Origin of the sequence: Hymenobacter oligotrophus (assembly GCF_003574965.1) — a bacterium.
Taxonomy (GTDB): Bacteria; Bacteroidota; Bacteroidia; order Cytophagales; family Hymenobacteraceae; genus Solirubrum; species Solirubrum oligotrophum.
Genome location: NZ_CP032317.1, coordinates 3,693,414 through 3,715,648 on the forward strand (window position 1 = coordinate 3,693,414; position 22,235 = coordinate 3,715,648).

General features: G+C 62.1%; 20 protein-coding genes and 1 tRNA gene. 14 read left to right on the top strand and 7 right to left on the bottom strand.

What is annotated here, in order from left to right; translation table 11 throughout:
- Positions 1-42 precede the first annotated feature (42 nt).
- The 5 genes from D3Y59_RS15830 (at position 43) to D3Y59_RS15850 (ending at position 4,599) form a co-directional block, all read left to right on the top strand.
- On the top strand, positions 43-594 hold the full coding sequence (locus D3Y59_RS15830) for a GNAT family N-acetyltransferase (RefSeq protein ID WP_162910839.1): 552 nt from the start codon (positions 43-45) through the stop codon (positions 592-594).
- Positions 595-679: 85 nt separating this feature from the next.
- On the top strand, positions 680-1,606 hold the full coding sequence (locus D3Y59_RS15835) for an alpha/beta hydrolase (RefSeq protein WP_119445934.1): 927 nt from the start codon (positions 680-682) through the stop codon (positions 1,604-1,606).
- Positions 1,607-1,670: 64 nt separating this feature from the next.
- A complete protein-coding gene (locus D3Y59_RS15840; RefSeq protein WP_119445935.1) occupies positions 1,671-3,008 on the top strand; it encodes a PQQ-dependent sugar dehydrogenase in 1,338 nt (445 codons plus the stop codon).
- A gap of 107 nt (positions 3,009-3,115) precedes the next feature.
- Positions 3,116-3,766: a DedA family protein gene (locus tag D3Y59_RS15845; RefSeq protein WP_119445936.1), complete on the top strand. Its 651-nt coding sequence runs from the start codon at positions 3,116-3,118 to the stop codon at positions 3,764-3,766.
- 89 nt (positions 3,767-3,855) lie between these two features.
- Positions 3,856-4,599, top strand: coding sequence for a shikimate dehydrogenase family protein (locus tag D3Y59_RS15850; protein ID WP_119445937.1), 744 nt, complete (start codon positions 3,856-3,858; stop codon positions 4,597-4,599).
- A 129-nt stretch (positions 4,600-4,728) separates the two neighbouring features.
- Here D3Y59_RS15850 and D3Y59_RS15855 read toward each other — a convergent pair whose 3' ends face one another.
- The 3 genes from D3Y59_RS15855 to D3Y59_RS15865 form a co-directional block, all read right to left on the bottom strand.
- On the bottom strand, positions 4,729-7,356 hold the full coding sequence (locus D3Y59_RS15855) for a TonB-dependent receptor domain-containing protein (protein ID WP_119445938.1): 2,628 nt from the start codon (positions 7,354-7,356) through the stop codon (positions 4,729-4,731).
- A gap of 405 nt (positions 7,357-7,761) precedes the next feature.
- The gene (locus D3Y59_RS15860) at positions 7,762-8,589 is read right to left on the bottom strand and encodes an ABC transporter permease (protein ID WP_119445939.1); all 828 of its coding nucleotides are present in this window, start codon (positions 8,587-8,589) and stop codon (positions 7,762-7,764) included.
- A complete protein-coding gene (locus D3Y59_RS15865) occupies positions 8,586-9,515 on the bottom strand; it encodes an ABC transporter ATP-binding protein (protein ID WP_119445940.1) in 930 nt (309 codons plus the stop codon). The genes D3Y59_RS15860 and D3Y59_RS15865 overlap by 4 nt, the downstream gene beginning before the upstream one ends.
- Positions 9,516-9,770: 255 nt before the next feature.
- Here D3Y59_RS15865 and D3Y59_RS15870 point away from each other — a divergent pair, with 255 nt between their 5' ends.
- Both D3Y59_RS15870 and D3Y59_RS15875 read left to right on the top strand, forming a co-directional pair.
- Positions 9,771-10,928: a sensor histidine kinase gene (locus D3Y59_RS15870; RefSeq protein ID WP_119445941.1), complete on the top strand. Its 1,158-nt coding sequence runs from the start codon at positions 9,771-9,773 to the stop codon at positions 10,926-10,928.
- Between the two features lie 34 nt (positions 10,929-10,962).
- Entirely contained in the window at positions 10,963-11,736 is a 774-nt protein-coding gene (locus D3Y59_RS15875; RefSeq protein ID WP_119445942.1) for a LytR/AlgR family response regulator transcription factor, read from the top strand.
- A gap of 87 nt (positions 11,737-11,823) precedes the next feature.
- Here the strand turns inward: D3Y59_RS15875 and wrbA are convergent, their stop codons facing one another.
- Positions 11,824-12,438, bottom strand: a complete 615-nt coding sequence (gene wrbA, locus D3Y59_RS15880; protein ID WP_119445943.1) for an NAD(P)H:quinone oxidoreductase — start codon at positions 12,436-12,438, stop codon at positions 11,824-11,826.
- A 320-nt stretch (positions 12,439-12,758) separates the two neighbouring features.
- On the opposite strand from wrbA, the gene D3Y59_RS15885 reads away from it, so the two are divergent.
- From D3Y59_RS15885 to uvrB, 3 genes are all read left to right on the top strand, one after another.
- Positions 12,759-13,442 (top strand): RNA polymerase sigma factor, encoded by a 684-nt coding sequence (locus D3Y59_RS15885; RefSeq protein ID WP_119445944.1) that lies wholly within the window; start codon positions 12,759-12,761, stop codon positions 13,440-13,442.
- Entirely contained in the window at positions 13,423-15,009 is a 1,587-nt protein-coding gene (locus tag D3Y59_RS15890; RefSeq protein WP_119445945.1) for a hypothetical protein, read from the top strand. Before D3Y59_RS15885 ends, D3Y59_RS15890 begins: the two co-directional genes overlap by 20 nt.
- A gap of 139 nt (positions 15,010-15,148) precedes the next feature.
- Positions 15,149-17,188 (top strand): excinuclease ABC subunit UvrB, encoded by a 2,040-nt coding sequence (gene uvrB, locus D3Y59_RS15895; RefSeq protein ID WP_119445946.1) that lies wholly within the window; start codon positions 15,149-15,151, stop codon positions 17,186-17,188.
- Between the two features lie 122 nt (positions 17,189-17,310).
- Here uvrB and D3Y59_RS15900 read toward each other — a convergent pair whose 3' ends face one another.
- Positions 17,311-17,817, bottom strand: coding sequence for a DUF421 domain-containing protein (locus D3Y59_RS15900; protein WP_119445947.1), 507 nt, complete (start codon positions 17,815-17,817; stop codon positions 17,311-17,313).
- Positions 17,818-17,996: 179 nt separating this feature from the next.
- Here D3Y59_RS15900 and D3Y59_RS15905 point away from each other — a divergent pair, with 179 nt between their 5' ends.
- Entirely contained in the window at positions 17,997-18,401 is a 405-nt protein-coding gene (locus D3Y59_RS15905; protein WP_119445948.1) for a hypothetical protein, read from the top strand.
- Between the two features lie 94 nt (positions 18,402-18,495).
- On the opposite strand, the gene D3Y59_RS15910 is transcribed toward D3Y59_RS15905, so the two are convergent.
- Positions 18,496-19,260, bottom strand: coding sequence for a PA2169 family four-helix-bundle protein (locus tag D3Y59_RS15910; RefSeq protein WP_119445949.1), 765 nt, complete (start codon positions 19,258-19,260; stop codon positions 18,496-18,498).
- 230 nt (positions 19,261-19,490) lie between these two features.
- A tRNA-Gly gene (locus tag D3Y59_RS15915) sits at positions 19,491-19,563 on the bottom strand.
- An 88-nt stretch (positions 19,564-19,651) separates the two neighbouring features.
- Between D3Y59_RS15915 and D3Y59_RS15920 the strand changes: the two genes are divergently transcribed.
- The 3 genes from D3Y59_RS15920 (at position 19,652) to D3Y59_RS15930 (ending at position 22,020) form a co-directional block, all read left to right on the top strand.
- Positions 19,652-19,921, top strand: a complete 270-nt coding sequence (locus D3Y59_RS15920) for a hypothetical protein (protein WP_119445950.1) — start codon at positions 19,652-19,654, stop codon at positions 19,919-19,921.
- A 72-nt stretch (positions 19,922-19,993) separates the two neighbouring features.
- Positions 19,994-20,530 carry a GNAT family N-acetyltransferase gene (locus D3Y59_RS15925; protein WP_162910840.1) on the top strand — a complete coding sequence of 179 codons (537 nt, stop codon included), beginning with the start codon at positions 19,994-19,996 and terminating at the stop codon, positions 20,528-20,530.
- Positions 20,531-20,661: 131 nt separating this feature from the next.
- Entirely contained in the window at positions 20,662-22,020 is a 1,359-nt protein-coding gene (locus D3Y59_RS15930) for an alpha/beta hydrolase (RefSeq protein WP_162910841.1), read from the top strand.
- Positions 22,021-22,235: the final 215 nt, after the last annotated feature.

Below are 22,235 nucleotides of genomic sequence, written 5' to 3' on the forward strand. Positions count from 1 at the left end.
TGGGTTTGCAGCGCAGGCAGCCCAAAACCGGTAGGTTTGTTTATGCTTACCATTCAACTTTCGCCCGTGCCCGAGCTGCGCACCGCGCGCTTGCGCCTGCGCCGCTTGGTGCCTACCGATGCGCCCGCTTTGCTGCAACTGCGCTCCGACGAACGCGTGATGCGCTACTTCGACCGCGAACCGATGACTACCGAACAGCAGGCTTTGGAGCTGATCGGAAGCACCGACGAGCTGATTGCCGCCAACAAAGGCGTAATGTGGGGCATTTGCATGCCCAACGGTGCCGAAATAGTAGGCACCATTGGCCCCTGGAATATATCGGCCGAGCACCACCGCGCCGAGCTGGGCTACCTGCTGCACCCCGATTTGTGGGGGCAGGGGCTCATGGGCGAAGCCCTAACGGAGGTATGCCGCTACGCCTTCGAGAACCTAGGGCTGCACAGCCTCGAGGCCAACGTAAATCCCGACAACGCGGCTTCGCGGCGGCTGCTCGAAAAGCACGGCTTTGTGCAGGAAGCCTACTTTCGCGAAAACTTCTACTACAACGGGCAGTTTCTCGACTCCGTTATTTACGCGCGCCTCGCCCCGCGTTAGGCGGCAGCGCCGTGCTTTTGCCACTTTGTGGCCCGGGGCGTGTAATTTGGCCAAGCCCTAGGTAAGCGTTCTGTTGTTTAGCCTCATGCCCTACACGTATTTCCGCGGGTACCGCCGCGCGCTGCAGTTGGCGGCGGTTTGCCTGCTGCTGGTTGCTTTTCGGGCTGACAACCCGCGCGACCCCGGCCGGGTGGTGCACCTCGCCGATTTTCAGTCGAAGCACGTGAAGCCCCGCCACGTGGATGTGTGGCTGCCCGACGGCTACCCGCAGCCCGGGCGCAAATACGCCGTGCTGTACATGCACGATGGCCAGAACCTGTACCACCCCGCCACGGCCTACGGCGGCACCGCCTGGGAAGTGGATAGCACGCTCGCGGCCCTAGGTGGGCAAGTGCGCAACACCATTGTGGTAGGCATCTGGAACACCGATTTGCGCTTTGCCGAGTACGCACCCGCCAAGCCCTACCAACTGCTGCCCGCGGCCCGCCGCGAGCAGCTGGCGCAGGAAAGGCCCGGGCAGCCGCTCTCCGATGCTTACTTGCGCTTTATCGTGGAGGAGCTGAAACCCTACATCGACGGGCAGTACCGCACCGATAAGCGCCGCAACGCCACCTTCGTTGCTGGCTCGAGCATGGGCGGGCTGATTTCGTTGTACGCCGCCATGGAGTACCCCAGGGTGTTTGGGGGTGCCGCCTGCGTATCAACCCACTGGCCATTGAGCCTGAAAGACAACACGCCCGCTTTTACCAACGCCATGCTGCGCTACCTGGCTGCTAAACTGCCGACCGGCAAGCGCCGCCCGCGGTTGTATTTCGATTACGGTACCGCCACGCTCGATGCCCGCTACGAGGTGCACCAACTGCGCATCGACAGCCTGCTGCGCGCCAAAGGCTACGATGCCCAACACTGGCAAACGCAAAAGTTTGCGGGCGCCGCGCACAACGAAGGATCCTGGAAAAAGCGCTTTGCCACGCCGGCGCTCTTCCTGCTTGGGGCCCAAGCCCAGCGGTAGCACCATACGGGCAACCCTGCCCCCAAAAGGCAGTACTACTGGAGGTTCACCCACTGAGCCTACCATGAAACAGTTGCCGCACCTGTTGTTGGTTGGAGCCTGCGCCGCGTTGGCCGGTTGCTCGCAACAACAACCCGAAACTAATACCAACGCAGAGACTGCCGCCCCTGCCACCGCGCAGCCGCCGCAGGGCGGCGCCGGCCTGCCCGAGCCGTACGCCACGCCCTCCAGCCAAAAGTTTAGCAAAGTCATCGGGTGGCCGGCCGGCAAAACGCCCACGGCGCCAACCGGCTTCAGGGTAACCGAGTACGCCCGCGACCTGCAAAACCCGCGCTGGATGTACGTGGCCGCCAACGGCGACATTTTCGTGGCCGAATCGAACACGGTACCCCGAACGTCGTCGGCCAAAGGCGAGAAGAAAGAAGGGCTGAAGGAGTCGCGCTCGATGCGCGAAACCAGTGCCAACCGCATCACGCTGCTGCGCGATGCCAACCGCGACGGCAAGCCCGAGCTGCGCCAAACCTTCCTGACGGGGCTTAACCAACCCTTCGGCATGACCATCGTGGGCAACTATTTCTACGTGGGCAATACCGACGCCGTGCTGCGCTTCGCGTACCAGCCGGGCCAAACCACAATTGCCGCCAAAGGCGAGAAAATTCTGGATTTGCCCGTGGGCGGCTACAACAACCACTGGACGCGCAACTTGCTGGCCTCGCCCGACGGCTCCAAAATTTACGTGTCCGTTGGGTCGGCCTCGAACGTGATGGAGCACGGCGAAGAAGAAGACCGCGGCCGCGCCCTCATCCTCGAAATCAACCCCGACGGCTCGGGCAAGCGCGTGTTTGCCGCCGGCCTGCGCAACCCTGTGGGCATGGACTGGGCCCCGCGCTCGAAAGTGCTCTGGACGGCCGTAAACGAACGCGACGAGCTGGGCGACGACCTGGTGCCCGATTACCTCACCAGCGTGCGCGCAGGCGGCTTTTATGGCTGGCCCTACGCCTACTTTGGCCAGCACGAAGACCCCCGCCGCAAGGGCGAGCGGCCCGATCTGGTGCAGCAGTCGATAGCGCCCGAGGTTGACCTAGGGCCCCACACCGCGTCGTTGGGGCTGGCGTTTTACGGGGCCGATGCGTTTCCGGAACGCTACCGCGGCGGGGCCTTCATTGGGCAGCACGGCTCCTGGAACCGCTCGGCGTTTTCGGGCTATAAGGTGGTGCACGTGCCCTTCGGCAACGGCAAGCCTGCGGGCCGCCCCGCCGATTTCCTGACGGGATTTGTGGCCAACGAACAAACGCGCGAAGTGTACGGCCGGCCGGTGGGCGTGGCCGTAGCCCCCGATGGCGCCTTGCTCGTGGCCGACGACGCCGGCAACCGGATTTGGCGCGTGGCGGCAGCGCGCTAAGTTGCGCCGCGCGGCCTTAGGTAGCCGCCGCCCCAAGCAGGCCAGCAGCCGGGGCAGCGTGGCTTTGGCCGCCAGGCATTTACTTTGCAGGATAACTTACGCTCTGTATGGAAATACTCAAGGACTTCGTTGACATTGTCCTGCACCTCGATAAGCACCTGGCCGAGCTGATTCAGCAGTACGATGTCTGGACTTACGCCATTCTGTTCCTGATCATCTTCGTCGAAACCGGCGTGGTGGTGCTGCCCTTCCTGCCCGGCGACTCGCTGCTGTTTGCGGCCGGCTCGCTGGCGGCGCTGCCCAACAGCCCCCTCAACGTGGTGCTGCTCATGGTGTTGCTCATTGTAGCGGCCGTGCTCGGCGATGCGCTCAACTACCACATCGGCGACTACATCGGGCCGCGCGTGTTCCGGCGCGATTTCCGCTTTCTAAAGCGCGAGCACCTATTGCGCACCCAGCAGTTCTACGAAAAGCACGGCGCCAAAACCATCATCATCGCCCGCTTTGTGCCCATCGTGCGCACGTTCGCGCCGTTTATTGCCGGCGTGGGCACCATGAGCTACGGCAAATTTTTGTCGTACAACCTAGTAGGCGGCGTGGTGTGGGTAACCTCGCTCACCATGGCCGGCTATTTCCTGGGCCGCATCGAGTTCATCCAGAAAAACTTTGGCCTGTTCACGCTGCTGATCATCGCCGTATCGGTACTTCCCGTGGTGGTGGAGTTTCTGAAACAGCGCTTTGCTTCGCCTGCTCGTTAATATTTGCACATTCCGAAGCGCAAAACCGCCCCGGCTAACTTTGGCCGGGGCGGTTTTTTTTGTTTTTTCGGGGTAAAATCCGTTTTGGTATGGCTCGTGAATTTGGCCTGATTGGCAAATCGTTGGTGCACTCGTTTTCGCCTACTTACTTCTCTCAAAAATTTGAGCACCTAGGCCTGCACGACTGCACCTACGAGGCCTTTGAGCTGGAGCACGTACGCGACCTACCCGGGTTGGTGGCCGGCCGGCCCAGTTTGCAGGGCCTTAACGTAACCATCCCGTACAAAGAGCAAATCCTGCCTTACCTCGATGCCCTCGATTCGTCAGCGGCACGCATTGGGGCCGTTAATGTTATTCAATTCGATGCCGAGCGGCGCCTCATCGGCCACAACACCGATTACGTAGGCTTTCGCGACTCGCTGCGGCGTTTTTACCCCTTGCGCGCCGAGCGGGCCGCGGCTCTGGTGCTGGGCACCGGCGGCGCGGCCAAAGCCGTGGAGGTAGCCCTGCGCGAGCTGGACATTCACTACCTGTTTGTCTCGCGCGACCGGTTGGCCCTGGGCCTTACCTACGCCGAGCTTACGCCCGAACTCCTGGCTGCGCACACGCTCATCATAAACACAACACCCCTGGGCACTTACCCCCGCGTGGAGGAGTGCCCGGCCATCCCTTACGAGGCCCTGACGCCCCAGCATTACCTCTTCGATTTGGTGTACAACCCCTCCGAAACCGAGTTTATGCGCCGCGGCCGGGCGCAGGGCGCACAGGCGCAAAACGGCTTCGAGATGCTGTGCCTGCAAGCCGAGGCCGCCTGGAAAATCTGGAACCGCTAACGCCCTAGGTAGCCGCCGTGCCGCACCCCAAAACACCAACGGGCCGGCTCTCCTGCGAGAGTCGGCCCGTTGCTATTGGCCTGTCGGTTGTCACTTCGGGGGCAGCGGGGCCGCCCGTGTGCAGGCCAATTAGTTGCCGCCCTGGCCGCCGCCGTCGCCGGCTTTCTGGTCGTCGTTGCGGATGCTGCGTTTCGGGCGTTGCGGCTTGTTCTCGAGCTTGCCAAAGCGGTAGCTAAAGGCCAGGCGCACGCCGCGGTTGTACACCTTGGTGGTGTTGGTTTGCTCGGAAAAGGCCGTGCGGAAATCGTTGGTGAGGCGCACGTACTTGGTGAAGGGGTTATCGGCGTTCAGCGTCAGGTCGCCTTTGTCTTTCAGGAAGTTCTTGCGCAGGCCAAACGAGTACATCTGCCACGGCGACGACTTGCCTTGCAGCTGAATGCGCGGCGAGTTGAGCATGCCGAAGAACTGCAGGCTGTAGCCCTTGTCAAATTTGTAGCCCGAGTTGATGTTGGTGGAATACACCAGGCCGCGGTTCGAGGTGTTCAGCGCGCCGCTTTTCAAGTACACGTAGTATACGCTCACGTTGCCGCTGATGTCCCACTTGGGCAGGGGTTTCACCGAGCCAAACAGGTTTAGGCCAAAGGTTTGGTTGCGGGCAATGTTGCCGTAGGTGGTCTCGACGATGCTAATTTCGCGGCCCTGCGGGTCGGTGCCCGTGGTGGTTTCGCGCTTGGCCTCGATGGCGTTGTTGGTGATGCGCGAGTACGCCGTAATGTTGATGACCGAACCCTTCACGAAGGTGTTCCAGTTCGCCTCGTAGTTGTCCGAGAATTCGGCGTCGAGCTTGGGGTTGCCAAACTGCACGTTGTACGGGTCGATCTGGTTGCGGTAGGGGTTCAGGAAGAAAATGCTGGGGCGCTGAATACGGCGCGAGTAGCTAAGGCGCACCGTGGAGCCTTGCTGCTTGAGGTTGCGCGTGAGCGACACGTTGGGCAGCAGGTTGGTGTAATCGGTGCTGAAGCGGTCGGCCTCGCCCTGAAAGTTGCCGCCCAACTCGGTGCGCTCCAGGCGGCCCCCGAGGCGCACGTTGTATTTTTTACCTAGGGCCGTGCCGTAGGTGGCGTACATGGCCTGCACGTCCTGGTTGTAGTCGTACACGTTGGTGCGCGGGGCGTCTTCTACCAGCGGGCCGCTACCGAAGGCGTTGCTGAGGCGGAAGTCGCTGCGCACGTTGCGCATGATGGTTTTGCCGCCGATTTCCACCGTTTGCTTGTCCGACAGCGGGTGCACGTAGTCGGTTTGGATGGTGGTTTCGAGGTTGCGCGCAATGTTGGGGCTTTCCTCGCGGTAGTACGCGTCGGCGTCGGAGCCACCTAGGGCAAACTCATCAAGGGTGTAGAAGCGGCGGTTGCGGTTGCGCGAGTGTTGGGCCAGCACCGTCCACTCGCGGCGGCTTTGCTGGCCGAAGCTGCGCGTGTACGAGCCCGTAAGGTCGTAGCTCTGCGTGCGAAACTGCTGCGCCAGGTCGCGCTCGAAGTTGTTGCGCGCGCTCAGCGGCTCGCCTTCGGCCACGCGGTATTGGCTCAGCACGTCCACATCGAAGCGGTTGCGGAACATGTTGCCGTTCCAGGTAACGTTGAAGGCATGGTTCGGAGCGGGCTCCCAATCGAGGCCCACGCGGCCGTTGCCGCCGCCGCCGCCGCCAAAGCCGTTGTTGCGCTGCGTCAGGTAGCCTTCGGTGATGATGCGCTTCTCGATGCCGTTGGCGTCGCGCTCCACCGCTACCACAGCACGGTCCACGCGGTCGACGCCCTGCACGCCCGGCGCGTAAAAGCCAAAGCCGTTGAGCGCAGCCGTAAGGCCTACCTTGCCGCGGCGCGCGTTCAGGCCTAGGTTGGCGTTGGAGTTGCGCGTGCCAGCAGCCAAGCCCACGTTGCCGTTCACGCCCTGCAGGTTGTTCTCCTTCAGCACAATGTTGATGATGCCCGCCGTGCCTTCCGAGTCGTACTTGGCCGAGGGGTTGGTAATCACCTCCACGTTCTTGATCTGGTCGGCGGGCAGTTGCTTGAGGGCCTGGGCCACGTCGCCGGCCACCACGGCCGAGGGCTTGCCGTTGATGAGCACGCGCACGTTGCCCGAGCCGCGCAACTGCAGGTTGCCGTCGGGGTCAACGCTCACCATCGGGGCCTTGCGCAGCACGTCGGCGGCGGTGCCGCCGCGGTTGGTAGCATCTTGCGTGGCGTTGTACACCAAGCGGTCGGGCTTGCTTTCCACCACGGGCCGCTCGCCGGTTACCGTTACTTCGTTTAGCTGCTTTGCCTGCGACTGCAGCGCAATGTTGCCTAGGTCGAGGCTCATTTTGCCCTCGGCCAGCGTAACGGGCTGCACCAAGCTGCCGTAGCCAATAAAGCTTACCGACAAGCGGTACGAGCCTTCGGCCAAGCCTTTGATGCTGAAATTGCCTTTGTCGTCGGCCACGGCGCCGTCGAGCGGCTGCTCGCCTTGCGCAGGCAGCAGGGCCACGGTAGCAAACTCCACCGGTTGCTTGGTTGCTGCGTCTACCACCTTGCCGCTAATGCGGCCGTTGCCGCGCGGGGCCGGCGCTGCCAGCAGCGGCGATTTGGCGCTGGCGCCGCCCGGAGCCCCTGTGGGCGCACCCGCCGGCGGGCCAGCAGGCCGAGTAGCCGGGTTTTGGGCAAGGGCATTGCCGGCAAGCAGGCCCGACGAAGCGAGCAAAAGCAGTACGGCGTTTTTCATATTGTTGTAGTACAGTAGCGGCTGGAGAGAGAAGAGGGGAGGTAGCTACAAGGCATAGCAGTAGCCGGCCAAGCATTAGCGAGGCAATTGGGGAGGAGGGGTGCCCGCGCAGTTAGCAGGCGTAATCAGGCATGAGTGCAGTTTGCGGGATATCTACGTAGTACTCGCGCTGCTGCAACTGCTTGCGTAATCAGGCATGAGTGCAGTTTGCGGAGGCAAAAGTACAGGTATGTACTTTGTTAAGCAAGGTAGCTTGTAATGTTTATTTCAATAACTGCTCGCAGAAGTCCAACGGCTGTTATTGCTGATCAATCACCTAAGGATGCGGTACTGGCTTTAGCTCAACTGCCCAAGGATCGGGGCTGTATAGGAAAGGCTGCATCTATTCTGAAATTTTTACCAATGCTATTTCACACGCTCGTGCCGGAAGCCCATGGCCACGTAACCCACCAGCAGGGTACCGGCAAAGCAGGCCAACGAGGTTAGCTCGTTGAGGGGCAGTTTTGAGGCGACTGTAAGCTCTGCCCGTCCCGGTACAAAATTGCCGAGCGACAGCAGCGGCGAGGCGTAGGGCACCCACGCGATGTGCTCCCACCGGAGTAGCGCTAGGGCCGCTACCACGCACCCCATACCAATGGCCACCGGGGCTACAAACGAGCGCCACCACTGCGCCGCCAGGTATTGCAGCGCCAGAATACCTAGGGTAGCCAAGTACGTGTGGGAGAGTTGCAGAGCCACGGCTTGCACGGGCGCAGCATGGTCGAGAAAGTGCAGCTCGGGCCGCAGCACGCCCAACAAATACCCCGACAGTACCAGCAGCACCGCGTAGAGCACTTGCGCCAGCAAGTTGAGGCCCAGCAGCAGCAGCAACTTGCTGCTAAACAGCGCCAAACGGCTGGCCGGCTGCGCGTACAAGTGCTTCCAGGCGTTGGCTTTGTTTTCGATGTGCAGCACCAGGCTGGTGAGCAGCACCACAAACAGCGGCAGCAGCAAGCCCGTGGCCGTTTGCCAGTTCTGCATCACGTACGAGGCCCACGGCGCCTGGCCCGGCTTCAGGATTTGATGCCCCTTGAAGTAGTAGATGCAGAACGACAGCAGCACCGGCAGCGCCCCGCTACCTAGGGCCAGCCACAAGGCAGCCGTGCGGCGCAGCTTAAGCGCATCGGCCGAGAGGCTGCGGGCTAGCTGTTGGGCAAACGAGGGTGAGGCAACGGAAGGTAGGGCAAGGCTCATTGGGCGGTAGCGGTTTCGGTGAGGTGCAGGAAGGTTTGCTCGAGGCTCTGTTGCTGGCAACGCAAGCCGTACAGCGGTTGGCCCGCAGCTACCAGCTGCTGGGCTAAGTAGGCGGCTTGCTCTTGCGAGTGGTAGGGCAAAGCCAGCGTGCCGGGGCCCACCACGGTGGCGGCGCCTAGGTCTTGGGGCAGCAGGTTGCGGCAGGTGGCCGCGTCGTCGGTTTCGATGATGAGCTGCGTGTGGCCGTGCTGCCGGTGTTGCAAGGCCGCCAAGCTGCCCTGAAACACCAACCGCCCCTGCTGAATTACGCCCACGTGGGTAGCCACGCGCTCAATTTCGCTGATGAGGTGACTGGAGAGCAGAATGGTTTTGCCGTGCTCCTGCTGCAGGCGGCGCAGCAGCTCGCGCACCTCGATAATGCCGGTGGGGTCGAGGCCGTTGGTGGGCTCGTCGAGGATGAGCAGCTCGGGGTCGGGCAGCAGGGCTAGGGCCAAGCCTAGTCGTTGGCGCATACCCAGGGAGTACTCGCCGGCTGCCCGGTGCCCATCAGCTGTCAGGCCTACCACTTCCAGCACCTCTTCGGAGCGGCCCTTGGCCAGGCCGCGCAGGCGGCGCGTGGCCTCCAGGTTTTGCAGGCCCGAGAGGTGGTCGTAAAGCGAGGGCATTTCGATGAGGGCGCCCACTCGGTCCAGCACCTGCAGGCGGTGGCGCCCTAGGTCGTGGCCAAACAGCTGCACCGAGCCGGCCGGGCTGGGCAGCAAGCCCAGCAGGATGCGCAGGGTGGTGCTTTTTCCGGCGCCGTTCGGCCCCAGAAAACCGTAGATGCTGCCTTGTGGCACGTGTAGGTTTACATCGTGTAGCACTTGGCGCTGGCCAAAGCGGAAGGAGAGGTGGCTGGTTTCGGCGAGTAGTTCGGCTGTGGGCATGGCAACAGTGGTTGAGCGAAGAACTGACCCAAACCTAGGCGGCCGATTTTGCGCTTGCTGGCTTTTTCGACCAAGCCCTGTATTGCCAGCCGAAACGCCTGATTTCGACCCTCCAACCGCTGCGCCTGGCTCCACAACCAGGTTCCGCTTCCCACGGGCAGTGTTGGTGGCCGGCCCTAGGTGGTTGAGGGTGGCAAATGCCCCGTTGGTTGAAAACACCTAGGCGCAATCGGGTGGCCGCGCTATCTTCCGAGCGTGGAATACTCTGCTACTTCGGCCTCATTACCGGCATCGGCTACTACGCAGCCCTCCTCCGGGCGCCGCCTGCGCTATTTTGCCAAGCTACAGTGGTGGCCCAACGCGCCCGGCCTAGCCAGCGTGCCGGCCTGGGTGCACGTGTTGTGGGTGGTGCTGCTGGTGATATCGGACGTATTGCACAGCTACTCATCCCTCAACGGCAAAAACCCGCCCAGCACCGAGATGATGGTACTGCGGGCGCTACTCTACGATACCATCGCCTCGCTTATCTTTTACCTCAACTGGGTGGTGCTTATACCACGCACCTTGGCCCGGAACCGCCTCGGGGCTTACGTGCTGGGAGTGCTAGGTTTGCTGTTGCTGTATGCGCCGCTGCGCCTAGGTGCTTCGTGGCTGGTCAACAGCGCAGCCTTAACCACCGAACTACAGAAGTATTGGCTACCTGTGCTATTTCAGTTCATCGTGTTTGGGCTGATGATCATCTTCATCAGCTCGGGACTGAAGGTAACGGGCGACTACCTGCTGGCTCAGCGCAACCGCCGCGAGCTGGAGCGCCAGCAACTGCTCACCGAGCTGTCGTTGCTGAAAATGCAGGTAAACCCGCACTTCTTGTTCAACACGCTCAACAACATCTACTCGCTGGCCAGCCAGAAGTCGGACCGGGCGCCCGAGGCCGTGTTGCGCCTGTCCGAAATCATGCGCTACATGCTCTACGAAAGCGCTGCTGATGCTGTGCCGTTGAGCAAAGAGCTTAACCACCTCCGCAGCTTCTTGGATTTGCAGCGCCTGCGCCTGCCCGCCAACGGCGCCGATGCCATCGTGTTCAGCACCGCCGGGCTCAGCCCCGATGCAGCCTACCCCATTGCGCCCATGCTGCTGCAGCCCCTGGTGGAAAATGCTTTTAAGCACGGCGACCTCACGGCGCGGCCAGCAGTAGTAATTGAGTTGGTGCTCGATGCGCAGGGTGTACTGCACTTTGCCGTGCAAAACGCCACCGCACCCGCTCCAGCCAGCCAAGGCCTTGAGCAGCCGGGCGGGGTAGGGCTCGTAAACCTGCGCCGCCGCCTCGAGCTGCTCTACCCCGAGCGGCACCACCTGCACATCAGTGAGCAACCCGGGCAACACCGCGTGGAGCTAACCTTGTTGCCGGCCTAGGTGCCTACACTTACCTACCAATATCTTAGTGCCTATGGACAACGCTACGCCCAGCCGCAAGCTTACCTGCGTCATCATCGACGACGAGCCCTTAGCCCTCGACCTGCTCGCCGGCTACTGCGCCCAGGTGCCGTACCTCGAGCTGAAGGGGCAGTTTCACGATGCGCTGGTGGGCTTGGCGTTTGTGCAGGACAACCCCGTGGACGTGGTGTTCGTCGATATTCACATGCCGCGCATTACGGGCTTGCAACTGGTGCAGCTGCTGCCCAGCCCGGGGCCCAAGGTTGTCTTCACCACCGCCTACGATCAGTACGCAGTGCAGAGCTACGAGCTGAGCGCAGCCGATTACCTGCTGAAGCCCATTGCGTTCGAGCGGTTTGTGCAGGCCGTAAACAAAGTGCGGCAGGCACCAGCTACGGCCTCGGCCGCGCCCGCAGCGGCCCCGCCGCTTCCGGCTTTGGCCGAAACAGCGCCGGTGCCCGTGGTGCCCGATGCCATGTTCGTGAAAAACGAGCACCGCCTGCAGCGCGTCGCCTTTAACGACATCCTCTACATCGAGGGCATGAAGGAGTACCTCATGATTTACACCCTAGGTAGCAAAATCCTCACGCTGCAATCGTTCAAAAGGGTAGAGGAGGTGTTGCCGCCCGATCGGTTTGCGCGCATACACAAGTCGTACATCGTGGCGCTCAACCACATCGAGCACGTGGAGCGCAGCAAAGTGCAGGTGGCCGGCCGCCTGCTGCCCATTGGCGACACCTACCGCGACTCCTTTGCGGCTACCATTAGGGCGTACAACCTGCTGTAATACGGAGTTACGGGAAAACGAAAGCGGGCCGGATGCACCAAACAGCGCATCCGGCCCGCTTCATGTGGTAGCAAGCCCTAGGTACGATTAGGGGCGGGCGAGCTTGCTGGCAATTTCGGCGGTGTACTTGCCTTGGTGGCGGGCGCCTTCCAGCTCGTTTTCGCTGGGCAAACGCTCGCCGCGGCCGCCGGCAATGGTGCTGGCGCCGTAGGGCGTGCCGCCGGTTACTTCATCAATACGGGTTTGGCCTTGCCACGCGTAGGGCAAGCCCACGAGCACCATGCCGTGGTGGAACAGCTCGGTGTGCAACGAGCGAATGGTGGTTTCTTGGCCGCCGTGGGCCGTGGCCGTGCTCACAAAAGCGCCGCCTACTTTGCCTACCAGCGCACCTTTCGCCCACAGGCCGCCGGTGCCGTCGAGGAATGCCTGCATTTGGCTGGCCACGTTGCCGTAGCGCGTGGGCGTACCGAAGATGATGGCGTCGTAATTCACCAGGTCTTCGGGCTTGGCTACCGGAATGTGGGCGTACGCCTGCTGGGCCTGCGCCGCGCCAATTTGCTCCAGCAGCTCCTGCGGCAGCGTTTCGGGCACGCGCATCACGTCAACTTGGTTGCCCTCCACTTCGCGGGCGCCTGCGGCAATGGCTTCAGCCAACGTCCAGACGTGGCCGTAGGTGGAGTAAAACAAAACCAGGGTCTTCATAAATAAGGTATTAGGGGTTCGATGAACAAGAAAGCAGGCGAAAGGTAAGCAATAATATATGTACGTACATACAATTTGCGAGTAAGGTTTCGGTAGCCGCCGGCTTTGCCGGCGCAACCCGTAGTTTCGCAGAAAATATTTCCGGCCGGTGCAACCGCTTGCCTGGCTCCCGACTCTTACCTACGCCGGCCCACACCGCCGGTTGCTTTCGACTATCAGGTGGACCATCAGGGTATGAGGAACACGTTACCAGTACAGGAGTGCGGCGCTGCCGCGGCTCCGGTTAGCTGCGGAACCGGCCGCTTGAACCGGCACTACGCATGAGCGCCTTGGCCGCTGCCTTTGGAGGCACCAGCTTGGGGCGGCTGGTGGGAGGGCTTTCGGCATCGTCGGCAACGGCTGAGCCCGAGGTGAAGCCCGCGCCCGCCCGCCCGCTGCAGCCCTCGAGCCGCTGGAGCGAGGCCGAGCTGATCGACGCCTGCCTCGACGGCAGCCGCGTGGCCCAGAAAGAGCTGTACACGCGCTACGCCAGCCGCATGCTGGCCGTGTGTGCCCGTTACTCGCAAACCACTTTCGAGGCCGAAGATGTGCTGCAAGAAGGGTTTGTGACGGTGTTCAGCAACCTGCGCCATTTCCGGCGCGAGTGCCCGCTCGAGTTCTGGATTCGGCGCATCATGATTAACGCCGCGCTGCGGCAGCACCGCCGCAACGCGCCCATGCTGGCCGTTACCGAAAGCGAATACCCCGAAGCCATAGCCGACGAAGAGCTCATCCTCTCGAACTATTCCTTCGACGAATTACTCAAGATGGTGCAGGAGCTAGCCCCGCGCTACCGCATGGTGTTCAACCTGTTTGCCATCGAAGGCTACGGCCACAAAGAAATTGGCGATATGCTGGGCATATCGGAGGGTACCAGCAAATCGCAGTACTCCCGCGCCCGGGCCATTCTCAAAGCCAAGCTCGAACGTCTCGACCAACGTTGCAATGACACCCGTTTCCAATAATAACAACCACCAACAGCCCACCGGCAACCTGGAGGACTTGTTCCGCCAGCGGTTTGCCGAGGCCGAGCTAACGCCCCGCGCCGCCGTGTGGGAGCAGCTCGACCACGAATTGCTGGTGCGCGAAAACCAAGGCTACCGGAAGCGTTTGCTGGGCTACCGGCGCGCCGCCGCGGCCGCTGCCGTGCTGGCCGTGCTGGGCCTGGGCGGTTGGTATACCCAGCACAACCTCGGCACTGGCAACCCCATCGGCAATGCTACGGCAACGGTATTTACACCCGAAGGGCAGCAAGGCCTGGCCGGTGCCTCCGTTGCCAGCACCGACAACCGCCTAGGGGCCGAAAGCCAAGCAACCGCAGCCACCCCCGGAGCTACGCGCCGGGCCCTAGGTGCCGCTGCGGCTGCCAGCGCACCGGCAGCGCCCAACAACCTAGGCAACGCCGCTGTGGGGAGTGTTGCCATGCAGCCTGGTGTAGCTCGGCGCCGTGCTGCGGAAGTGCTGGCCGATGCCGCTTCAAGCCGCAGCGCAGCGGGCCGTGCACTTGCCGCAATCAAGCAAGCGTTTGGCGGTTCGGCCGAGGGCAGCCTGCAGCAGCCTGGCTTGCTGAAGTCGCGTAACGTTGGCTCACGCAGCACCAGCCGCACGGCAATAGCCCAAGCCCAAGCGCCGGCTGCTGGCAACGGCAGTAGCTACGCCGCCACCGAGCTGCAGCCCATGGCCGCGCAGCTGCGGCAAGCCCGCTTCGGCGGCACCTTGCTCAACCCCGACTCGGTAAAGCGGGCCTTGCTAACCGTGCCGGTGCAACAGCTGGTAGCCCAGGCCGCCCCGCGCCCCGAGCGCGAGGAAAAAACCAACGAAGCCACGCGCCCCAGCCGCTGGCGCTGGCGCGGCGGCTACGCGGCCGAGCGCTTCGTGCCCAACGTAAGCAGCCCCACCGGCGAGGGGCTGGCCCTGCGCGCAGCCGACCCGACGACCAACTTTTTGGCCCCGCCGCCCGCGCCTACCAAGCTGCAGCCCGGTTTGGCACAGCGTGGCCACCTAGGCGGCGCTATTAGCTTGGGCAAGAAGCACTGGACGCTGCTCGCCGGCGTGGAGATGACGCACCTTTCGGGCGAAACCATGCGCGAGACGCCCCGGCAGTACCAAACGTTTTACCCCGGCGCCGACCGCTCCAACCAGGCCCAGCAGGAGGGCCGCTACGCCATGACCACCGCCGGCGTGCCGGTGCAGCTGCGCTACGAAGGCCGCAAGCCTGGGGTATCGGTGTACGCCGCCGTGGGCGCCGCCGTAAACGTGCTGCTGCGCACCCGCACCACCGTAGGCGACCAAGCCACCAGCAACGACGGCGCCTACCGCCGCGTGCTTACCTCGGCCCGCGGCAGCGCTGGTCTGCGCTTCGCCCCGGCCGGTGGCAACTGGCAGGTATCCCTAGGTCCCGAGGCCGAAGCGGGCCTGAGCACCCTCAACACCAACCCCGCCGGCCAGTGGGGCGAGCGTACGCGCCCCTACGCCGTAGGCCTCTCGGCCAGCGTGGAGTTTGGCGGCGGCAAAGTAGCTTTACAACCCTAGTTTCCTACCATTCACTCACCCAAGCAAAACCCCGCAGCCGGTTGCCGGTTGTGGGGTTTTCTTTTGCTGCTTCGGAAACCCCGAGAGGCGCGCTGCAGTTAAGAAGGGTTATCTTTCCCGCTCTCCGAAACCTCCCCGCATGGAGTACCAACTGACCTCCGAATTCAAGCCCACCGGCGACCAGCCCAAAGCCATTGCGCAGCTCGTGAGCGGCGTTGAGTCGGGCGAACCGTCGCAGGTATTGCTGGGCGCCACCGGCACCGGCAAAACCTTCACCGTTGCCAACGTAATTGCCCAAACCGGCCGCCCCGCGCTTATTCTGGCCCACAACAAAACGCTGGCTGCCCAGCTCTACGGCGAGTTCAAGCAGTTCTTCCCGAATAATGCCGTCGAGTACTACATCAGTTACTACGACTACTACCAGCCCGAGGCCTACATTGCCAGCACCGATGTCTTCATCGAGAAAGACTTGGCCATCAACCAGGAAATCGAGAAGCTGCGCCTGCACGCCACCTCGTCGCTGCTGAGCGGCCGCCGCGACGTGATTGTGGTGGCCTCGGTGTCGTGCATCTACGGCATCGGCAACCCTGAGGAGTTCGGCAAAAACGTGCTGTTTCTGAAGCCCGGCATGCGCCACTCGCGCAACAACCTGCTCTACCAGTTTGTGCAGATTCTGTACTCGCGCACCGAGCAGGAGTTTACGCGCGGCACCTTCCGCGTGAAGGGCGACACCGTCGACATCTTCCCGGCGTACCTCGACTATGCCTACCGCGTGTACTTCTTCGGCGATGAAATCGAAGCCATTCACCGCATCGACCCGGCCAGCGGCAAAAAGCTGGGCGAGGAAAAGGACATTGCCCTGTTCCCGGCCAACCTGTTCGTTACGGGCAAAGACACGCTGCACCAGGCCATCAAAGACATTCAGTTCGACATGGTGCAGCAGCACGCCTACTTCGAAAAGGAGGGGCGCGATGCCGAAGCCAAGCGCATTGTGGAGCGCACCGAGTTCGACCTGGAGATGATTCGGGAGTTGGGCTACTGCTCAGGCATCGAGAACTACTCGCGCTACTTCGATGGCCGCATGCCGGGTTCGCGCCCGTTCTGCTTGCTCGATTATTTCCCGAAGGATTACCTGCTCATCGTCGACGAGAGCCACGTAACCATGCCCCAGATTCGGGCCATGTGGGGCGGCGACCGGAGCCGCAAAACGGCGCTGGTGGAGTATGGCTTCCGCCTACCATCGGCCATGGACAACCGCCCGCTTACGTTCAACGAGTTCGAGAGCATGTACCAGCAGGCTATTTTCGTATCGGCCACACCGGCCGATTACGAGCTGGAGCGCTCCGGCGGCGTGGTGGTGGAGCAGATCATCCGCCCCACCGGCCTGCTCGACCCCGAGATTGAAGTACGCCCCAGCATCAACCAGATCGACGACCTGCTCGACGAGGTGGACAACCGCGTGAAGCAAGGCGACCGGGTGCTCGTAACCACGCTCACCAAGCGCATGGCCGAGGAGCTTACCAAGTACATGGAGCGCCTGAACATCAAGGTGAGCTACGTGCACTCCGACGTGAAAACCCTCGACCGCGTGGAGATTTTGCGCCAGCTGCGCCTAGGTGAACTCGACGTGCTCATCGGCGTGAACCTGCTGCGCGAAGGTCTTGACTTGCCCGAGGTATCGTTGGTGGCGATTTTGGACGCCGACAAGGAAGGCTTCCTGCGCGACCAACGCAGCCTGATTCAGACCATGGGCCGCGCCGCCCGTAACGACCGCGGCAAGGTTATCATGTACGCCGACCGCATTACCGGCTCGATGCAACGCGCCATGGACGAAACCAACCGCCGCCGCGCTACCCAAATGGCCTACAACCTCGAGCACGGCATCACGCCCAAAACGGTGCGCAAGTCGCGCGAGGCGATTATGGAGCAAACCTCCCTCTCGGACTACCGCATCCCCGAGCCGCAGGCCTACGCCGGCCCCGACGAGGACGGTGGCGGCTTGGCCATTGCGGCCGAGCCCGTGGTGGCCATGATGAGCAAAGTGGACCTGGAAAAGCTCATCAAGCAAACCGAAAAGCAGATGGAAGCCGCCGCCAAGGAGCTCGACTTCTTGCAGGCCGCCAAGTTTCGCGACGAGCTGGCCTCGTTGCGGCAGTTGCTCAAGAGCAAGCGCGATTAAGCTTAGAATTGATTAACAACGCCGCCCACTTAAGCTTAATTTAGGTGGGCGGCGTTGTTGTGTGCGCTGATATGCTACCGCATCGATTCGCTGAGGGGCCTTGCCTACAGAAGCCCTGAGTCTTAATCGTTGGCTTTCTTCACGGCCGTGATTCCGCCGTCGCGCTCCAGCCGCACGGTGGCTAGCTGGGTTATGTCGTCGGTGTTGGCTGCGCTGCGCACCCCTTCCTGCAAATCGTGCTCGGTGATATTGTGGGCGCGCATGTTGTCGTGGCGCAGCTCGCCGTTTTCGGCCAGCACCACGGCCTTGCCCTTAACTAGCCGACCCAACGCCGAGCTGCGGTAGGTGGCCGAGGCTACCAAGCGGTGCAGGCCCACCATTACCGCGCAAGCCAGCAACGTGGCCCCAAACGGTGACGCCGCCACCACCGCCCGGCCAAGCACCGAGCCAATGATGATTTTCAGAACCACATCGAAGGAATACGTGCTGCCAAACGTGCGCTTGCCCGACAACCGCAGCAACAACAGCGCCACAACAAACACCACCACAGCGCGCAAAGACATTTGCAGCGGCGAAATGCTCTCGGCGGTGGCCTGCAGGCCCAGCAAGTCGTTGAGGAGTTGTTTCATGCGCTTGGCAGGCGGGTAGGGTGGACAGGAACACGCGGGTGTGCACCAAAAATGGCAAGGGGTATACCGCCACTACCAATGAGATGTTGCCTTGGGGTGCCGCATCACATAATTGTGCGTTGGCAACTGCAGCGGGAGCTGGTACTTTTGGGGACCCTAAACTCAACAGCTCTTTTGCCATGCGCAACCACCGTTTCCTCCGCCTGCTGCCCTTGTTGCTTTTGCTGATGCTGCCCTTGCTGCCGCAGCGCGCCCAGGCCCAATCCAAGCCTGCTTATCAGTACATGCAAATGACCACCATCGAGTCGATTGTGGCCGGTGGGTTGGGTCGCTCGCGGGTGCTCTTCACGCCCGAGTTCAAAGGCACGAAAGAAGCCCAGATGGAAAACCTGTTCAGCCTCACGGGCATCAACATCAACAACGTAAAAGCCAACGAAGAAACCATCCTGCGCTACCTCAGCGAGGTGACGGCCGAGGGCTGGGAGCTGTTCCAGGTGACGCCGCTGACTCAAACTCTGCAAAACACCGGCACCACCGGCCAAGGCATATTCCTGACGCGCTACACCTTCCGGAAAGCCAAGTAGCCCGAGTTGCCATTGCCCGCATACAGCAACGCCCTAGGTAAGCACCTAGGGCGTTGTTTTTTAGAACCTGAGGCGGGCGTATGCCCGTGCTAGATTAGTGCTGTTGCTCGCGGAGTTGCTTCAAGCGCACATACGTCTGCTTGGCATGGGCGTACTGCCGCTCCACTTCGGCGCCCAGGGCACCTAGGAGAGCCGGTTCGCGCAGGGTTTTTTCGTACGCTTTCAGGGCCCACTCTTCGCCGTAAATGTTGTCGTCCAGAATGGCCTTCTCGTCGTGGCCGGTTACGGTGGCCTTGGCTTTCATCCAGGCGCGGTAGATTTTGCCTTTGCGGGTGGTGCCGTGCTCGTACTCGGCGGCTTTGTCGCGCAGGTACGTGTTCAGGCGCGCGGCAAACGCGTGGCTTTTGCCCGCCAGCTCGTGGTAGTAGTCGCGCAATTCGGCGTCGCGACTTTCGTGGTGGGCCCGGCGGTAGCCATCCACGCGGTCGTTTACAAACAGCAGCAGCTCGTGCAGGGCTTTGGCCTGTTTACGACTGCGCTTCTGCACGCGCTTCGTTGCTTTGGCCTTGCCGCCGCCGCGCAGTAGCAGCCAGCCACCTAGGGCCAGGGCTCCAGCGGCAAGCAGCTTTTCCGAAGTAGTGAGCCGGCGCCAGGTATCGCCGGAGGTTTGCGTGGCCCGACGAAGCATCTGCTTGGCGTTGTCGGCATTGCTGCCCTGCAGCAGGTTGGTGGCTTTGTCGAGCCAAGGCTGCACAGCGGCAGTCAGCTCCTGGCCAATCTGACCTTGGGTAGTACCTAGGGAAGCATTGGGCTGGCCGGCGGCGTTGTCGGGCAAGCGGCTATCGTTGGGTTGGCTCATGGTGCACGGGTTAGAAAGCGGATGACTAGAGCTATCTAAATCGCAGCACCGGGCGCAAAGGTTACGAGTGCAGTGCTGGCTTTTGAGTTACCGTCCCAGGTGGTTCTTTACCTTCGTGCATCGCGGGTTTGATTCAGGAGGTAAACTGGATTTGAAAGATTCCGAAACAACCAGCGCCCCAAAAGCAAATCAGCCACTCAGTATTGCTGCTAAGTGGCTGATTTAGAATGAGCGGGAAACGAGGCTCGAACTCGCGACCCTCAGCTTGGGAAGCTGATGCTCTACCAACTGAGCTACTCCCGCTGATGATGGTAAAGCAAAAATACGGGGTTAAATCAGATTCGCAACAACGGTGCGGCGCGTATAAGCAGCAAACCAGTTGTTTTGCTGCATGCCTACTTCGCGCCTAAAGCCCGGTTCGCGCCGCCTCGTCGGCTTGTTGTTTATTGTTGCCGGCGGTTTGCTGGTAATTGCGCAGGTGCTCCGGTTTGGGGTGGTAGCCAGCGAGTGGAACGGCGCCGGTTGGGCCGGCGTGAACAACACCTACCTGATCATGTCGGTGCTGATGCTGGTGGTGGCCGTGCTGCTGATCCGCTTCGGGTGGCGCATGCGGCGCGACGGGCACATATCGGACGAACCCGGTGGCGGTGCCATTACCTAACGAGCACTTGCCCGTGGCGGCAGCTTGGTAGTTGCCTGGCCCACCGGCTTGCGCTTCCTAACTTGCCGCGCTATGTCATCTCCGCTTCGCATTACCACCGCCAAACGCAGCGCGGCCACGGCTGCACAACTGGCCGAACTAGGCCGCCGCACGTTTCACGAGGCCTTTGCTGCCCAAAATACGCCCGAGGACATGGCCGAGTACCTCGCGCAAACCTTCGGCCCCGACAAACAGCTAGCCGAGCTGCAGGCGCCGAACGCGACCTTCTTTCTGGCAATGCTGCAGCAGGAGCCTGTGGGGTACGCCAAGCTCATCGTGCCATCGGCCCTAGGTGCTGAGCCGGGCGCCGATGTGAGCACCCGGGCCGAAATTCAGCGCCTGTACGTGCTGGAGGATTGGATTGGTACCGGCTTGGGCGCCTCGCTCATGCGCCGCTGCATTGAAGAAGCGCGGCAGCGTGGTTGCCGCTCGGTGGTGTTGGGCGTGTGGGAGAAAAACACGCGCGCCATCGAGTTTTACCGCCGTTTTGGCTTCAAGCAAATTGGCGGCGTCGACTTTAAGCTGGGCCAAGACCTGCAGCACGACATCATCATGCGCAAGGGACTGTAATACCGAGAGGCTAGGCTTCGTTGGCAGCAGGTGCCTACATTTGGGCAGCTACCGCACCTAGGGCGGCGGCTGCATACAGGAACACTGAACGCGTGCTTATGCTTTGCTGCCAACGCCTGCGGGCGCTGCTAATGCTTACCGGATGCTGGGCCCTGCTTGCCCTAGGTGCTTGCTCGCCGCCAGGGGGGCAGAGCACCGAGGCGGCGCCCCCTACCGGGCACTACGAGGGCACGTTTACGGCAAATGGCACGCCGCTGCGTGTGGTACTCGATGTGCGGCAGGATACCACGCAGGCGTTACAGGCCGAGGTATACTTTCCGGAGTGGTTGCTGCTGGGATTTTCGGCCGAGCAACTGCGCTACGAGCATCCGCAGCTGAGCTTTGTGCACCGCCAACCCGAGGGCCGCACTATGCAGTTCAGCTTGCGGCACGAAGGAAATTTCCTGCAAGGGGCTTTTAAAACCGATTCGTTGCAAGCTGAGGTGCTGTTGATTCGGCGCGACCAAGCACCACCCAGGCCGTACCGCGAAGTGGCCATGCGCTGGCAAACCGCTGCGGGCCCAACTACCGGTACGTTGCTGATACCCAACGATACCGTGCTGCTACACCCCGCCGTGCTGCTGCTCCACGGCAGCAACGCGCCGCACCAGCACGAGCTCAGCAGCTACGCCAGTTGGCTCGCCCGGCATGGCATTGCCACGTTGGTGTTTGATCGGCGCGATGCCCGCGCCCCCAAAAACCGGCCGCCGCAATTTGGGCTGAACGACCTGGCTGCCGACGCCGCGGCGGCCCTCCGCACGCTCAAGCAGAACCCGGAAATTGATTCGACGCGCGTAGGATTGTGGGGCATCAGCCAGGGAGCTACGGTGGCCGCCCTGGTAGCTGGGCAGCCAAGCAGGCCCGCTGCCTTTGTGGTGGGCGTGTCGGCGCCGGGTATGTCGTTGGCCGATGTGGTGCAGTACCAAAACGAAGAAGCCTTGGCGAAGCAAGGCGCTACCAAAGCCGAGCAAGCACAAGCCTGGCGCACCTTTGAGGCACTGGAGCGCTACGTGCGCCGGCCCACCAGCAAAACCGAAACTGCCAAGACCACTGAGTTGCTGAGCAGCGCGTTGCAACAGCCGTGGGCGCGTTTCACCACCTTGCCCCAGCAATTGCCCGATACAGCCGCCATCCGTACCAACTCGTACTGGCGCGAGCTGAATTACAACCCACGCGATGCTTGGCAAGCTGTGCGCGTGCCGGTGCTGCTGCAATACGGCACCCACGACGAGCGCCTCGATGCCCGCGCCAGCGCCGAAAGGCTGCGCTTGGCGGCGGGCCGGCGCGGTACCTCCCTGGTACGCGTGTACGCCGGCGCCAACCACGAGCTGATTTTGCCCGCCACCACAGTAGCCGAAGGCGAAGCAAGCCAGCAGTGGCAATGGCCGCGGCCCGTGCCCGGCTACCTCGAAGAGCAACTCGAGTGGTTGCTGGAGCGCGCCAGCAAGTAGCCGCCTAGGGCTTGGCGTTGCCATTGCCGCGGTGGCCTGCGGCTGAAGCAGAGGTATCAGCAAGCCAAGCCGCTATTCGATTAAGTGCTCAATTAAAAGTGCCGTAGTCTCTAGGGCGTCATGCTTATCTGGCGTCCGCAAAGTCGAAACATCTCTACCGCTTCGCCCGGGCATATTCAACGAAGCGGTAGAGATGCTTCGACAGGCTCAGCATG

Bases quoted from the DNA above. Each gene is read 5' to 3' on its own strand.
- D3Y59_RS15830 (WP_162910839.1), top strand. From the start codon at position 43: ATGCTTACCATTCAACTTTCGCCCGTGCCCGAGCTGCGCACCGCGCGC.
- D3Y59_RS15835 (WP_119445934.1), top strand. From the start codon at position 680: ATGCCCTACACGTATTTCCGCGGGTACCGCCGCGCGCTGCAGTTGGCG.
- D3Y59_RS15840 (WP_119445935.1), top strand. From the start codon at position 1,671: ATGAAACAGTTGCCGCACCTGTTGTTGGTTGGAGCCTGCGCCGCGTTG.
- D3Y59_RS15845 (WP_119445936.1), top strand. From the start codon at position 3,116: ATGGAAATACTCAAGGACTTCGTTGACATTGTCCTGCACCTCGATAAG.
- D3Y59_RS15850 (WP_119445937.1), top strand. From the start codon at position 3,856: ATGGCTCGTGAATTTGGCCTGATTGGCAAATCGTTGGTGCACTCGTTT.
- D3Y59_RS15855 (WP_119445938.1), bottom strand. From the start codon at position 7,356: ATGAAAAACGCCGTACTGCTTTTGCTCGCTTCGTCGGGCCTGCTTGCC.
- D3Y59_RS15860 (WP_119445939.1), bottom strand. From the start codon at position 8,589: ATGAGCCTTGCCCTACCTTCCGTTGCCTCACCCTCGTTTGCCCAACAG.
- D3Y59_RS15865 (WP_119445940.1), bottom strand. From the start codon at position 9,515: ATGCCCACAGCCGAACTACTCGCCGAAACCAGCCACCTCTCCTTCCGC.
- D3Y59_RS15875 (WP_119445942.1), top strand. From the start codon at position 10,963: ATGGACAACGCTACGCCCAGCCGCAAGCTTACCTGCGTCATCATCGAC.
- wrbA (WP_119445943.1), bottom strand. From the start codon at position 12,438: ATGAAGACCCTGGTTTTGTTTTACTCCACCTACGGCCACGTCTGGACG.
- D3Y59_RS15885 (WP_119445944.1), top strand. From the start codon at position 12,759: ATGAGCGCCTTGGCCGCTGCCTTTGGAGGCACCAGCTTGGGGCGGCTG.
- D3Y59_RS15890 (WP_119445945.1), top strand. From the start codon at position 13,423: ATGACACCCGTTTCCAATAATAACAACCACCAACAGCCCACCGGCAAC.
- uvrB (WP_119445946.1), top strand. From the start codon at position 15,149: ATGGAGTACCAACTGACCTCCGAATTCAAGCCCACCGGCGACCAGCCC.
- D3Y59_RS15900 (WP_119445947.1), bottom strand. From the start codon at position 17,817: ATGAAACAACTCCTCAACGACTTGCTGGGCCTGCAGGCCACCGCCGAG.
- D3Y59_RS15905 (WP_119445948.1), top strand. From the start codon at position 17,997: ATGCGCAACCACCGTTTCCTCCGCCTGCTGCCCTTGTTGCTTTTGCTG.
- D3Y59_RS15910 (WP_119445949.1), bottom strand. From the start codon at position 19,260: ATGAGCCAACCCAACGATAGCCGCTTGCCCGACAACGCCGCCGGCCAG.
- D3Y59_RS15920 (WP_119445950.1), top strand. From the start codon at position 19,652: ATGCCTACTTCGCGCCTAAAGCCCGGTTCGCGCCGCCTCGTCGGCTTG.
- D3Y59_RS15925 (WP_162910840.1), top strand. From the start codon at position 19,994: ATGTCATCTCCGCTTCGCATTACCACCGCCAAACGCAGCGCGGCCACG.
- D3Y59_RS15930 (WP_162910841.1), top strand. From the start codon at position 20,662: ATGCTTACCGGATGCTGGGCCCTGCTTGCCCTAGGTGCTTGCTCGCCG.